The following is a 13,239-nucleotide window of genomic DNA, read 5'->3' as shown; positions in this document are numbered from 1 at the left end:
CGTCCGGCCGTGACCGGCCCGGTCGGCGCCCCGCTGCGGCGGGCGTCCGGCGGATCCGGTCCGTTCCCGCGGCGACCCCCGTAGGCTGGGAAGGTCCGGTCCACGGCCGTCTCCCGGCCGGTGCCTCCGTTCAGGACCGGTTCACTCAAGAAAGGTGCGGACCCGGCGTGGCCGACCGTCTCATCGTCCGTGGCGCTCGCGAGCACAATCTGAAGAACGTCTCGCTGGACCTCCCCCGTGACTCGCTGATCGTGTTCACGGGGCTCTCCGGGTCGGGCAAGTCTTCGCTCGCCTTCGACACGATCTTCGCCGAAGGCCAGCGCCGTTACGTGGAGTCCCTGTCGTCGTACGCACGGCAGTTCCTGGGCCAGATGGACAAGCCCGACGTCGACTTCATCGAAGGCCTCTCCCCGGCCGTGTCGATCGACCAGAAGTCGACCTCGCGCAACCCCCGCTCCACCGTGGGCACCATCACCGAGGTCTACGACTATCTGCGGCTGCTGTTCGCCCGGATCGGCAAACCGCACTGCCCCGAGTGCCGCCGGCCCATCTCCCGGCAGTCGCCGCAGGCCATCGTGGACCGGGTGCTGGAGCTGCCCGAGGGCAGCCGCTTCCAGGTGCTGTCGCCGCTGGTGCGCGAGCGCAAGGGAGAGTTCATCGACCTCTTCGCCGACCTCCAGACCAAGGGATACAGCCGGGCCCGGGTCGACGGTGCGACGATTCAGCTGGCCGAGCCGCCGAAGCTGAAGAAGCAGGAGAAGCACACGATCGAGGTGGTCGTCGACCGCCTGACCGTCAAGGAGAGCGCCAAGCGGCGGCTGACGGACTCCGTGGAGACCGCCCTCGGACTCTCCGGCGGCATGGTCGTGCTCGACTTCGTCGACCTCCCCGAGGACGACCCCGAGCGCGAGCGGATGTTCTCGGAGCATCTGTACTGCCCCTACGACGATCTCTCCTTCGAGGAGCTGGAGCCCCGCTCCTTCTCCTTCAACTCGCCCTTCGGCGCCTGCCCCGACTGCACCGGTATCGGCACCAGGATGGAGGTCGACGCCGAGCTGATCGTCCCGGACCCGGAGAAGTCCCTCGACGAGGGCGCGATCCACCCCTGGTCCCACGGCCACACCAAGGAGTACTTCGGCCGGCTGATCGGCGGACTGGCGGGGGCCCTGGGCTTCGCCACCGACATGCCGTGGGCCGGGCTGCCGCAGCGCGCCAAGAAGGCCCTGCTGTACGGCCACAAGACCCAGGTCGAGGTCCGCTACCGCAACCGGTACGGGCGCGAGCGCGCCTACACCACCCCGGCCTTCGAAGGCGCCGTCCAGTTCGTGCGGCGGCGGCACCAGGAGGCCGAGAGCGACGCGAGCCGCGAGCGTTTCGAGGGCTATATGCGCGAGGTGCCCTGCCCCACCTGCGAGGGCACCCGCCTCAAGCCGGTGGTCCTCGCGGTGACGGTGATGGACCGCTCCATCGCCGATGTCTCCGGTATGTCGATCAGCGAGTGCGCCGACTTCCTCGGCCGGCTGAAGCTGACCGCCCGGGACAAGAAGATCGCGGAGCGGGTGCTGAAGGAGGTCAACGAACGGCTGCGGTTCCTGGTCGACGTGGGCCTCGACTACCTCTCCCTGAACCGCGCCGCGGGCACCCTGTCCGGCGGTGAGGCCCAGCGCATCCGGCTGGCCACCCAGATCGGCTCCGGTCTCGTCGGTGTGCTCTACGTTCTCGACGAACCCTCCATCGGGCTGCACCAGCGGGACAACCACCGGCTGATCGAAACCCTGGTCCGCCTCCGCGACATGGGCAACACCCTGATCGTCGTCGAGCACGACGAGGACACCATCAAGGTCGCCGACTGGGTCGTCGACATCGGCCCCGGCGCCGGTGAGCACGGCGGAAAGGTCGTCCACTCGGGGCCGCTGGCGGAGCTGCTGGCCAACGACGGCTCGGCGACCGGCCAGTACCTCTCGGGCAAGAAGTCCATCGCCACCCCCGAGCTGCGCAGGCCGACCGACCCGACCCGGCGGATCACGGTCCGCGGCGCCCGGGAGAACAACCTCCGCGATATCGATGTGTCGTTCCCGCTCGGGGTGTTCACCGCGATTACCGGAGTCTCCGGATCCGGTAAGTCGACCCTGGTCAACGACATTCTCTACACCCATCTCGCCCGCGAGCTGAACGGCGCCAAGTCGGTTCCGGGACGGCACACCCGGGTCGACGGCGACGATCTGGTCGACAAGGTCGTCCATGTCGACCAGTCGCCCATCGGCCGCACCCCGCGCTCCAACCCGGCGACGTACACCGGTGTCTTCGACCATGTCCGCAAGCTCTTCGCCGAGACGATGGAGGCGAAGGTCCGGGGCTATCAGCCCGGCCGGTTCTCCTTCAACGTCAAGGGCGGCCGCTGCGAGAACTGCTCCGGCGACGGCACCATCAAGATCGAGATGAACTTCCTGCCGGACGTCTACGTCCCGTGCGAGGTCTGTCACGGAGCGCGCTACAACCGCGAGACGCTGGAGGTCCACTACAAGGGCAAGTCCATCGCCGAGGTCCTCGATATGCCCATCGAGGAGGCGCTGGACTTCTTCGAGGCCGTACCGACGATCGCCCGCCATCTGCGGACGCTGCACGAGGTCGGCCTCGGGTACGTCCGGCTCGGCCAGCCCGCGACGACGCTCTCCGGCGGTGAGGCGCAGCGCGTCAAGCTCGCCTCCGAGCTTCAGAAGCGTTCCACCGGACGCACGGTGTACGTCCTCGACGAGCCGACCACGGGTCTGCACTTCGAGGACATCAGCAAGCTGATCACGGTGCTGTCCGGGCTGGTCGACAAGGGCAACACGGTCATCGTCATCGAGCACAACCTCGATGTCATCAAGACCGCGGACTGGGTCGTCGACATGGGCCCCGAAGGCGGCAGCGGCGGCGGTCTGGTGGTCGCCGAGGGCACCCCGGAGGAGGTCGCGGGCGTCACCACCAGCCACACCGGCAAGTTCCTCCGGGACATCCTGGACCCGGAGCGGGTCAGCGACGCCACGGCCCCGGCCCGGTCGCGTACAACCCCCCGGAAGCGCACCGCGACGACGGCAGCGGCGGCCAAGAAGGCGGTCGCCAAGACGGCCGCCAAGACGGGCGCGAAGAAGCCGGTCGCCAAGAAGACGGCGGCGAAGACCACGGCGGCCCGCGCGCGGAAGGCGTAACTCCCGGCGCGGGCAGTGAGCCCGTCGCCACGGCCGGAGACCGGCCTCTTACCGGCCCCGTATCCGCGCACCTGTCCGCCGGTACGGGGCCGGTCCGCTGCGGAGGCGCTACGCCAGTTCCGCGGCGTACGGGGGTTCGGCACCCGGGCGGGAGCAGGTCAGGGCGGCGGCGCGGGCGGCCAGGGCCAGCACCTCGCGCCAGCCGTCCGGGCCCAGGGCCGCCGCCCCGGCGGGCGAGAGGGCGTTCCGGGCGGCCAGTCCGTGGAGCAGGGCCGCGTTCACGGTGTCGCCCGCGCCGATGGTGTCGGCGACCGCCACCGGGACCGCCGGGACCAGGACCCGTACCCCGCCACCACCCCGGGTGCGGACCTCCAGCCCCGCCGCGCCCCTGGTCAGCACCACCGCCCCCGGCCCCTCCGGCACCCCGCCCAGCCACTCCGCGTCCTCCTCGGAGAGCTTCAGCAGCGAGACGTACGGCAGCCAGGAGCGGAACCGCTCGCGGTAGGCACCGGCGTCCGGGATCAGCGCGGGCCGCACATTGGGGTCCAGCAGAACGAACCTGCCCGCCCGGGCCTCCCGCCGCAGCAGCGCCTCGTACGCGGACGCGCCCGGCTCCAGGACCAGCGAGCAGGTGCCGAACGCCACCGCCCGGGTCCCGGCCGGCAGCGGCGGCGGCAGTTCGAAGAGCCGGTCGGCGGTGCCCCCGGCGTAGAAGGAGTAGCCCGCCGAACCGTCCGGTCCGACGGCGGCGACCGCCAGCGTCGTCGGCTCGGGCCCGCGCGCCACGTACGCCGTGTCCACCCCGGCCGCCGCCAGCCCCGCCACCAGCGCGTCCCCGAAACCGTCCGCCGAGATCCGGGAGCAGAACGCGGCCGGCCCGCCGAGCCGTCCCAGGGCGATCGCGGTGTTGTACGGGCCGCCGCCGAGCCGGGGTGCCAGCACCGGCAGCGGTCCACCGGGCTCCGGCGGGGCGAGGGGGACCAGGTCGATCAGGGCCTCTCCGGCGACGACGATCATGGCCCCGAACGTAGTCCATGGCCCGGGCACCGGGGGAGGGAGCCCGGACGCGGGTCGTCCGGTGCGCGCCGGTATCGTCGGATCCGTCGCCGCCGGCCCGGACCGGCGCCGGATCCGGACCGCCCGGGACCGGCGCATGCCCGTCACCCGGGCCCCGGCCCCGTACGACCGCCCCCGAACCCGTGGAGCCCCCTATGTCCGCCACCCCCGCAGCCCGCCGTACCGTGCTGAAAGGCGCGGCCCTCGCCGGAGCCGCGGGCCTGGGGGCCGCCGCCTGCTCCACCGAGTCCAAGCTGGGCCACGCCAGGACCCCCACGCCCACCGCACCCGTCGATCTGGGCGCGGCGGACGCGGTCCCGGTCGGCGGCGCCCGGCTCTACCGGGAGCAGCGGCTCGTGGTGAGCTGCCCGGCGAAGGGCGAGTACCTGGCGTTCAGCGCCCAGTGCACGCACGCGGGCTGCGCGCTCGACAAGGTCGAGGGAAACGAGGGGAACTGCCCCTGCCACGGCAGCCGCTTCGACGTCACCACCGGCGAGGCGCTCAAGGGCCCGGCGACGGTACCGCTGCCGAAGGTCCCGGTCGTGGTCCGCGACGGCAAGCTGATCGCGGGCCCCGAGGCCTGACCGGGGCCCGTACCGCAGAGGCCTGCCCGGGCCCGCTCAGTCCCAGTCCCAGTCGATGCCCAGGATCCCCGGGCGGACCCCCTGCTCGACCAGATGGACCGTGCGGTGGCGGCCGCTGAGCGTCAGCTCGGATCGGCCGCCCCGCGGCGCCCCGGTCGTCGCCTGGGAGAACCGGCGGCAGCGCACCGGCAGCGCACCCTCGTCGAAGCGCACCTGGAGCACGTACTGCCCGCCCGCGTAGGTGAAGCCGCGGACGTACTCGGCGCTCGGGCCGCCCGTACCGTCCTCGAAGCCGTAGCCGAAGAAGTACGTCTCACCGGCGCGCAGCCGGGTGTCGAAGAGCAGCTCCGCGACCACGATCGCGCTCTCCCGGTCCCGCCGCACCCGCCCCGTACGACAGTTCTCCAACGCGCTGACCTGCACCCGCGCCGGATCGCACCCCGGGTCGCCGTGGTGGATGGCGAGACAGCGGTCGACCCCGTCGCGATGGGCCCGTACCACGTGCCGGGAGTCCCGGCCGAGCAGTTCGCGGGCGGCTCCGATGCTGACCCGCTCGTGGTGGCCGACCGTGTGCAGCCCGCCGTCCGCGGGTGACTCCAGATCCGCCAGCAGCGCCTCCACGGTGTCCGAGACTTCGAGGAGTGAGCGGTACGAACGGGACGGCGGCCGCTCGACCTCGGGCTGCTCACCGGCGCCGAGCAGCCTGGTCAGCGAGTTGCCCGGCAGGTCGAGCACCTCCTCCAGGGCGCGTACGGCCCGCAGCGATTCGGGCCGCTGCGGGCGGCGGGCCCCCTGCTGCCAGTAGCTGAGGCTGGTCACCCCGACCCGGATACCGCGGTGGGCGAGATGGTGCTGCACCCGCTGGAGCGGCAGCCCGCGCACGGAGAGCGCGGCCCGCAGCGCCAGATGGAAGGGGCCGGTGTGCAGCACCTGTGCCAGATCGGCCTCGGTGTGACCCATGGAAACCTCCAGCGGCGTCGCATCGCGTCGGGCGGGCCGCGGTACGGCCGCGGGGCGCCCCCCGGGTCCGCGCGGGCCGGTTTCGGGGCTGTCCGGGGCGGTGCCGGTCCGCTGCCGCGTCCGGCCCGCGCGGGAACCGGCCGGCGGGTGAACGTTCACGGTCGCGGCCCGCCCCCGGGGCCGGGCCGCGGTGGCGGCGCAGGTGGGGCCGGACGGTCCGTTCACAACCCGGTCGGGCCGTTCACAGTGCCGTGTTCCCCCGCATTGAAGCGTGTTGACCTGCTCCCGACAAGGACTGATGCTCAACGGGCAGCGTCCGGACGCGCTCCTCCACCCCCACCCTTTTCCTTCGGGAGGAACGCGATGAGCAACACCACGAGACGGCTCGCCTCCGCGGCGGCCGTCCTCGCCGCGGTATTCACCCTTCCCCTGTCCACCGCACAGGCGGCTCCGGCGGCGGCGGCCCCCGCCGCCGTGGCACCGGCCTCCCCCGGCCCCGGTGACGTCGGCGCACTCGCCTCGAAGCGGCTGGACATCGCCATGCAGGCCCAGTTGAAGTCCAATTGGTGCTGGGCCGCCGCCGGAAACACCATCTCCGCCTACTACGGCCGCTCCTACTCCCAGAACCAGTTCTGCAACGCCGCCTTCAACCGCTCCCAGAACAGCGAGTGCCCCAACTCGCAGGCCACCCTGGCCAATGTGCAGACCGGACTGCGGTGGACGGGCGTCAGCCCCGGAACGTACATCGCCGACTGGCTGCGCTACACCGCCGTACAGACCGAGATCAACGCCAACCGGCCCGTCGAGACCCGGATCCAGTGGTCCAGCGGCGGCGGCCATATGCATGTCATCTACGGCTACGACACCGCCAGCAGCTGGGTGTACTGGGGCGACCCCTGGCCGTCCAGCTCCCGCTACAACTGGGCCTCCCACGCCTGGTACGTGAACAACAACAGCTTCTCGTGGACCCACTCGCTGTACCGGATCGGAGCGTGAGCGCCATGAAGCGGAACCCCCGCCCCGCACCGGCCCGGACGGGCACCGCCCGCGAGGCCGCCCTCGCCGGCGCCGCCGTCTGCCTCGCCCTGGGCGCCCTCGGCACCCTCTCCGGCCAGGCCTCCGCCGCACCCGCCCCGGCCCCGGCCCCGGTCCCGGCCGCCGCATCGGACCTCGCGGCCGCCCGCGCCGCCGCCACCTCACCGGCCACCCTCTCCACACTGTCCCGGTTCTTCGCCCGGGACGGGGCCGTGGCCCGCGCCGCCGCGGAGCCGCGCGCCGGGGGCGCGACCGTGGCGGTATACGTCCTGTCGCCGGACTTCGTGGCCGGGAAGAAGGGCGCCCCGGTCGCCCGCAGCGAGTTCCTCGCCACCCCGGCGGTCTCCTCCGACGGGCAGAAGGCGTCCGTCTGGGCGGCCGACACCGGCTCCGGCTGGCAAGTCGTGAACATAGCGACCGGCGACGACGAGTTCCGGTACGCGAAGGCGGGCGCCGCGAAGCTGCCCGGCGGAACGGTCTTCCGCGAGCCGCAGACGGACGCCTGGTACGTCACCGGCGGCAGCAGGGTGCTGCCGCTCGACGAGGACGCGGTACGGGCCGTGGGCACGAAGGGCACCACCCTGGCCGCCTACCGCGCCCGGGTGGCGGCCGCCTACGGCGACAAGCTCCCCGGCTCCGCCTACGCGAAGAAGGGCGCGGCGGGCGGCTACGGAGGCCCCGTCCAGGCGCCCCCCGAGCAGGCCGCACCGGCCGCACCGGCACCGGCGGACGGCCCGGCCGGCTCCGCCGCCGTCGCGGCCGCCGGAGCCGGCGGGCTGACCGTCCTGCTGCTCGGCGGGCTCACGGTCCGGCGCCTGCGCCGGCCCTCCGTGGAGGCCTGACCTCCGCATCGCCGTCCTCCGACGGCCCCCACGGCCGCCGGGGGACGGTGGGCATCCGCCCGCGCCCGGCCGCCCGGACACCCCACCGGCGGGACCGCCGGGACGGTGGGCGGCCGGTCCCGCGCTCCCGGCGCGGGGGAGGATCCGGGCCGGTCCCCGCACCGGCCCGGTGCCCGTGGCGCCCGCCGCCCGCCCCGGCGGCGGGCGCCCGTCCGCGCCACCCGGCCCGCCCGCGGGACCGGCCCGCCGCAACCTCCTGACACAGCCCCCGCGCGAGGGCCCTCCGGGCCCCGCGGTGTCGGTGCCCGCCAGTAGGGTGGACGGTATGGCCGACCCCTCCAGCTACCGTCCCAAGCCGGGAGAGATCCCCGACTCGCCGGGGGTCTACCGCTTCCGCGACGAACACCGCCGCGTGATCTACGTGGGCAAGGCCAAGAACCTCCGCGCCCGCCTCGCCAACTACTTCCAGGACGTGGCCAACCTCCATCCGCGTACGGCCACCATGGTCACCACGGCGGCGTCCGTGGAGTGGACGGTCGTCGGCACCGAGGTCGAGGCGCTCCAGCTGGAGTACACCTGGATCAAGGAGTACGACCCCCGGTTCAACGTCAAGTACCGGGACGACAAGAGCTATCCCTATCTGGCGGTCACCCTCAACGAGGAGTTCCCCCGGGTCCAGGTCCTGCGCGGCGCCAAGCGCAAGGGCGTGCGCTACTTCGGCCCGTACGGCCACGCCTGGGCCATCCGCGAGACCGTCGATCTGATGCTCCGGGTCTTCCCCGTCCGCACCTGCTCCGCCGGGGTCTTCCGGAACCACCGGCAGAAGGGCCGCCCCTGTCTGCTGGGGTACATCGGCAAGTGTTCGGCCCCCTGCGTCGGCCGGGTCACCCCCGAGGAGCACCGCGAACTGGCCGAGGAGTTCTGCGATTTCATGGCCGGGCGCACGGGCACCTATCTGCGCCGGCTGGAACAGCAGATGGCCGAGGCCGCCGAGGAGATGGAGTACGAGCGGGCCGCCCGGCTCCGCGACGACATAGCGGCCCTGCGGCGCGCCCTGGAGAAGAACGCCGTCGTCCTCGCCGATGCCACGGACGCCGATCTGATCGCCGTCGCCGAGGACGAACTGGAGGCCGCCGTCCAGATCTTCCACGTCCGCGGCGGCCGGGTGCGCGGCCAGCGCGGCTGGGTCACCGACAAGGTCGAGGCCGTCTCCACCGCCGGGCTGGTCGAGCACGCCCTCCAGCAGTTGTACGGGGAGGAGCGCGGCGACTCCGTACCCAAGGAGGTTCTGGTGCCCGCCCTGCCCGCCGCCCCGGAGGCGGTCGGGGAGTGGCTGGCCGGGCGGCGCGGCTCCCAGGTCTCCCTGCGGGTGCCGCAGCGCGGGGACAAGAGGGCCCTGATGGAGACCGTCGAGCGCAACGCCGAGCAGGCGCTGGCGCTCCACAAGACCAAGCGGGCCAGTGACCTCACCACCCGCTCCCGGGCGCTGGAGGAGATCGCCGGGGCCCTCGGCCTCGAATCGGCGCCCCTGCGCATCGAATGCTTCGACATCTCGCACCTCCAGGGCGAGGACGTGGTGGCGTCCATGGTCGTCTTCGAGGACGGACTGCCCCGCAAGAGCGAGTACCGCCGCTTCCAGATCAAATCCTTCGCCGGTCAGGACGATGTCCGGGCGATGCACGAGGTGGTCTCCCGCCGGTTCCGCCGCTATCTGGCGGAGAAGGACCGGACGGGGGAGTGGATCGGCGCGGACGACGCCCCGGTCTCCGGCCCGGACCCGCTCGACGGACCGGTCGGCCCGGCCGGTGCCGGAGCCGGAGCGACCGGCCCGGAGGCCGCGGAGGGTGCGGAGGGTGTCCGTACGGACCCGGACGGTGCCCACGGCGGGATCCGGGACGACGAGGGACGCCCCCGCCGCTTCGCCTACCCCCCGCAGCTCGTGGTGGTCGACGGCGGCGCCCCGCAGGTCGCGGCGGCCCGCCGGGCCCTGGACGAACTGGGGATCGACGATGTCGCCGTCTGCGGGCTCGCCAAGCGACTGGAGGAGGTCTGGCTGCCCGGCGAGGACGATCCGGTGGTGCTCCCGCGCTCCAGCGAAGGGCTCTATCTGCTCCAGCGGGTCCGTGACACGGCACACGACTTCGCCATCCGCTACCAGCGCAGCAAGCGCACCAAACGCCTCCGCAGCAGCCCCCTCGACGACATCCCCGGTCTCGGTGACGCCCGCAAGCAGGCGCTGATCAAGCATTTCGGCTCGGTGAAACGGCTGAGAGGCGCGACAATCGAGCAGATCTGCGAAGTTCCCGGCATGGGCCGCAAGACCGCCGAATCGGTGGTCGCGGCCCTCAGCGGGGCGGCCCCGGCCGCCCCTGCCGTGAACACGGCAACCGGAGAGATCATGGAAGAGAACGACGGGGGAAGCACGGAATGAACGAGCACCACACAGACGGAGCGGCAGACGTGAGTACGGGCAGTGTCAACGAGCCCGGAGGGGCCGTGGAAGCGGCCATCCCCGAGCTGGTCATCATCTCCGGCATGTCCGGCGCCGGGCGCAGTACCGCCGCCAAATGCCTGGAGGACCTCGGCTGGTTCGTGGTGGACAACCTCCCGCCCGCCCTGATCCCCACCATGGTGGAGCTGGGCGCGCGCTCCCAGGGCAATGTGGCCAGGATCGCGGTCGTCGTCGACGTCCGCGGCGGGCGGTTCTTCGACAACCTCCGCGAATCCCTCGCCGACCTCGACGCCAAGCAGGTCACGCGCCGGATCGTTTTCCTGGAGTCCTCCGACGAGGCCCTGGTGCGCCGCTTCGAATCGGTCCGCCGGCCGCACCCCCTCCAGGGCGACGGCCGGATCGTCGACGGTATCGCCGCCGAACGCGATCTCCTGCGCGAGCTGCGCGGGGACGCCGATCTGGTGATCGACACCTCCAGCCTCAACGTCCACGAGCTGCGGGCCAAGATGGACGCCCAGTTCGCCGGCGACGAGGAGCCCGAGCTGCGGGCCACCGTGATGTCCTTCGGCTTCAAGTACGGCCTGCCCGTCGACGCCGATCTCGTCGTCGACATGCGCTTCCTGCCGAACCCCCACTGGGTTCCCGAGCTGCGTCCGTTCACCGGACTCAACGAAGAGGTGTCCAACTACGTCTACAACCAGCCCGGCGCCAAGGAGTTCCTCGACCGCTACACCGAACTGCTCCAGCTGATCGCCGCCGGATACCGCCGCGAGGGCAAGCGGTACGTCACCGTCGCCGTCGGCTGTACCGGCGGCAAGCACCGCTCCGTCGCCACGGCCGAGAAGCTCGCGGCCCGGCTCTCCTCCGCGGGCGTCGAGACCGTCGTCGTCCACCGGGACATGGGGCGCGAGTGACCGGACACTCCCTGCGCCTGCGGCGGCTGCGCCGGTTCGGCAGTGCGGCCGGCGCACGCAAGCGCGGCGCCCAGCCCAAGGTCGTCGCCCTCGGCGGCGGCCGCGGCCTGTCCGCGTCCCTCGCCGCGCTGCGCCGGATCACCGGCGATCTCACCGCCGTGGTCACCGTCGCCGACGACGGCGGTTCCAGCGGCCGGCTCCGGGAGGAGCTGGGAGTGCTGCCGCCCGGTGATCTCCGCAAGGCGCTGGCCGCGCTCTGCGGGGACGACGAATGGGGCCGGACCTGGTCCCGGGTGATCCAGCACCGTTTCCAGTCCCGCGGCGAGCTGCACGACCACGCCGTGGGCAATGTGCTGATCGTCGCCCTCTGGGAACAGCTCGGGGACCCTGTCCAGGCCCTCGACCTGGTCGGCAGGCTGCTCGGAGCGCACGGCAGGGTGCTGCCGATGTCCGCCGTGCCACTGGAGCTCCAGGCCCTGGTCCGGGGCCACGATCCGGCGCGCCCGGACGAGGTGGACACCGTCCGGGGGCAGGCGACCGTCGCCCTCACTCCCGGGGAGGTGCAGTCCGTCCATCTCGTCCCGGCCGATCCGCCCGCGGTACCGGAGGCCGTGGCCGCCGTCCTTGACGCCGACTGGGTGGTTCTGGGCCCCGGTTCCTGGTTCTCCTCCGTGATCCCCCATCTTCTGGTGCCCGAACTGCTCGACGCGCTGGTGGAGACCAAGGCACGGCGGGTTCTCTCCCTCAACCTGGCGCCCCAACCGGGCGAAACGGACGGGTTCTCACCGCAGCGTCATTTGGAGGTTTTGGGACGACACGCGCCTAAACTCGCTCTGGACGTGGTGCTGGCCGACGAGGCCGCCGTGCCCGACCGCGACTCCCTGGCCGAGGCCGCCCGGCGCCTCGGCGCCGCGGTCGAGCTGGCGCCCGTGGCGGTCGCCGGTACGGCCTCCGGCGCGGGCGAAGGCCCGGGGGGAGGGGTTCCGAAGCACGACCCGGAGCTGCTGGCCGCCGCGTACGACCGTATTTTTCGGATGCATGGAAGGATCGGCCCATGGCGATGACGGCAGCGGTGAAGGACGAGATCTCCCGGCTTCCCGTCACCCGGACCTGCTGCAGAAAAGCGGAGGTCTCGGCGATCCTGCGGTTCGCGGGCGGACTGCATCTGGTGAGCGGGCGCATCGTGATCGAAGCCGAGCTGGACACCGGTATCGCGGCGCGCCGGCTGAAGCGGGACATCCTGGAGATCTTCGGCCACGGCTCCGAGCTGATGGTGATGGCCCCCGGCGGGCTGCGCCGCGGCTCGCGCTATGTGGTGCGGGTGGTCGCGGGCGGTGACCAGCTGGCCCGGCAGACCGGCCTGGTGGACGGCCGCGGCCGCCCCATCCGGGGACTGCCGCCGCAGGTCGTCTCCGGGGCCACCTGCGATGCGGAGGCGGCCTGGCGCGGAGCGTTCCTGGCCCACGGCTCCCTCACCGAACCCGGCCGCTCCTCCTCGCTGGAGGTCACCTGCCCCGGCCCGGAGGCCGCGCTCGCGCTGGTGGGCGCCGCCCGCCGGCTCTCCATCGCGGCCAAGGCCCGTGAGGTACGGGGCGTGGACCGGGTCGTCGTCCGGGACGGCGACGCCATCGGGGCGCTGCTGACCCGGCTCGGGGCGCACGAGTCCGTCCTGGCCTGGGAGGAGCGGCGGATGCGGCGCGAGGTCCGCGCCACCGCCAACCGCCTGGCCAATTTCGACGACGCCAATCTGCGCCGCTCGGCGCGGGCCGCGGTCGCCGCGGGCGCCCGGGTCCAGCGGGCCCTGGAGATCCTCGGCGAGGAGGTTCCCGAGCATCTCGCGGCCGCCGGCCGGCTCCGCATGGAGCACAAGCAGGCGTCCCTGGAGGAGCTGGGCGCGCTCGCCGACCCGCCGCTCACCAAGGACGCGGTGGCCGGCCGGATCCGCCGGCTGCTGGCGATGGCCGACAAGCGCGCCCAGGATCTGGGCATCCCCGGCACCGAGTCCAGCCTCACCGAGGACATGGCCGAGGGCCTCGCCGTCTGACCCGGTCCGCGCGCCGGCGGCCCCGGTGCGCGGACCACTCCGCCGACCGGCGGCGCCCGCAGCCGCGTAGCGACACGGCCCCGGAAGCATTCGCTCCGGGGCCGTACGCATGCGTGGCCCCTGAGATAGCCGGGGCCAATGTCTTGACATGGTCATTCACG

Annotated in this window: 10 protein-coding genes; 8 read left to right on the top strand and 2 right to left on the bottom strand. The window is 72.9% G+C overall.

Annotated features, from left to right (window positions below):
• Positions 1–167 precede the first annotated feature (167 nt).
• Complete coding sequence (gene uvrA, locus ACIQ9E_RS18610; RefSeq protein ID WP_403708242.1) at positions 168–3,191, top strand: excinuclease ABC subunit UvrA; 3,024 nt, start codon at positions 168–170, stop codon at positions 3,189–3,191.
• A 108-nt stretch (positions 3,192–3,299) separates the two neighbouring features.
• Here uvrA and ACIQ9E_RS18605 read toward each other — a convergent pair whose 3' ends face one another.
• Positions 3,300–4,208, bottom strand: coding sequence for a carbohydrate kinase (locus tag ACIQ9E_RS18605; RefSeq protein ID WP_403708239.1), 909 nt, complete (start codon positions 4,206–4,208; stop codon positions 3,300–3,302).
• A 194-nt stretch (positions 4,209–4,402) separates the two neighbouring features.
• On the opposite strand from ACIQ9E_RS18605, the gene ACIQ9E_RS18600 reads away from it, so the two are divergent.
• Complete coding sequence (locus ACIQ9E_RS18600) at positions 4,403–4,831, top strand: Rieske (2Fe-2S) protein (RefSeq protein ID WP_403708236.1); 429 nt, start codon at positions 4,403–4,405, stop codon at positions 4,829–4,831.
• A 36-nt stretch (positions 4,832–4,867) separates the two neighbouring features.
• Here ACIQ9E_RS18600 and ACIQ9E_RS18595 read toward each other — a convergent pair whose 3' ends face one another.
• Positions 4,868–5,791 carry a hypothetical protein gene (locus ACIQ9E_RS18595; protein WP_403708233.1) on the bottom strand — a complete coding sequence of 308 codons (924 nt, stop codon included), beginning with the start codon at positions 5,789–5,791 and terminating at the stop codon, positions 4,868–4,870.
• 363 nt (positions 5,792–6,154) lie between these two features.
• On the opposite strand from ACIQ9E_RS18595, the gene ACIQ9E_RS18590 reads away from it, so the two are divergent.
• The 6 genes from ACIQ9E_RS18590 to whiA all read left to right on the top strand — a co-directional run bounded on the left by ACIQ9E_RS18590 (position 6,155) and on the right by whiA (position 13,078).
• Positions 6,155–6,787 carry a papain-like cysteine protease family protein gene (locus ACIQ9E_RS18590; RefSeq protein WP_403708230.1) on the top strand — a complete coding sequence of 211 codons (633 nt, stop codon included), beginning with the start codon at positions 6,155–6,157 and terminating at the stop codon, positions 6,785–6,787.
• A gap of 5 nt (positions 6,788–6,792) precedes the next feature.
• On the top strand, positions 6,793–7,668 hold the full coding sequence (locus tag ACIQ9E_RS18585) for a hypothetical protein (protein ID WP_403708227.1): 876 nt from the start codon (positions 6,793–6,795) through the stop codon (positions 7,666–7,668).
• A 325-nt stretch (positions 7,669–7,993) separates the two neighbouring features.
• Positions 7,994–10,099, top strand: a complete 2,106-nt coding sequence (uvrC, locus tag ACIQ9E_RS18580; RefSeq protein ID WP_403708224.1) for an excinuclease ABC subunit UvrC — start codon at positions 7,994–7,996, stop codon at positions 10,097–10,099.
• Entirely contained in the window at positions 10,096–11,034 is a 939-nt protein-coding gene (gene rapZ, locus ACIQ9E_RS18575; RefSeq protein WP_403708221.1) for an RNase adapter RapZ, read from the top strand. The genes uvrC and rapZ overlap by 4 nt, the downstream gene beginning before the upstream one ends.
• A complete protein-coding gene (gene yvcK / locus ACIQ9E_RS18570; RefSeq protein ID WP_403708218.1) occupies positions 11,031–12,098 on the top strand; it encodes a uridine diphosphate-N-acetylglucosamine-binding protein YvcK in 1,068 nt (355 codons plus the stop codon). The genes rapZ and yvcK overlap by 4 nt, the downstream gene beginning before the upstream one ends.
• A complete protein-coding gene (gene whiA / locus ACIQ9E_RS18565) occupies positions 12,089–13,078 on the top strand; it encodes a DNA-binding protein WhiA (RefSeq protein WP_006349930.1) in 990 nt (329 codons plus the stop codon). The genes yvcK and whiA overlap by 10 nt, the downstream gene beginning before the upstream one ends.
• Positions 13,079–13,239: the final 161 nt, after the last annotated feature.

This window comes from Streptomyces sp. NPDC094448 (assembly GCF_044763775.1).
Taxonomy (GTDB): domain Bacteria; phylum Actinomycetota; class Actinomycetes; order Streptomycetales; family Streptomycetaceae; genus Streptomyces.
The sequence above is the reverse complement of the archived record's forward strand: the minus strand, read 5'-3'. Positions and strand labels throughout refer to the sequence as shown.

Coding starts and splice junctions, on each gene's coding strand:
- ACIQ9E_RS18605 (WP_403708239.1), bottom strand. CDS start 4,208: ATGATCGTCGTCGCCGGAGAGGCCCTGATCGACCTGGTCCCCCTCGCC.
- ACIQ9E_RS18600 (WP_403708236.1), top strand. CDS start 4,403: ATGTCCGCCACCCCCGCAGCCCGCCGTACCGTGCTGAAAGGCGCGGCC.
- ACIQ9E_RS18595 (WP_403708233.1), bottom strand. CDS start 5,791: ATGGGTCACACCGAGGCCGATCTGGCACAGGTGCTGCACACCGGCCCC.
- ACIQ9E_RS18590 (WP_403708230.1), top strand. CDS start 6,155: ATGAGCAACACCACGAGACGGCTCGCCTCCGCGGCGGCCGTCCTCGCC.
- ACIQ9E_RS18585 (WP_403708227.1), top strand. CDS start 6,793: ATGAAGCGGAACCCCCGCCCCGCACCGGCCCGGACGGGCACCGCCCGC.
- uvrC (WP_403708224.1), top strand. CDS start 7,994: ATGGCCGACCCCTCCAGCTACCGTCCCAAGCCGGGAGAGATCCCCGAC.
- rapZ (WP_403708221.1), top strand. CDS start 10,096: ATGAACGAGCACCACACAGACGGAGCGGCAGACGTGAGTACGGGCAGT.
- whiA (WP_006349930.1), top strand. CDS start 12,089: ATGGCGATGACGGCAGCGGTGAAGGACGAGATCTCCCGGCTTCCCGTC.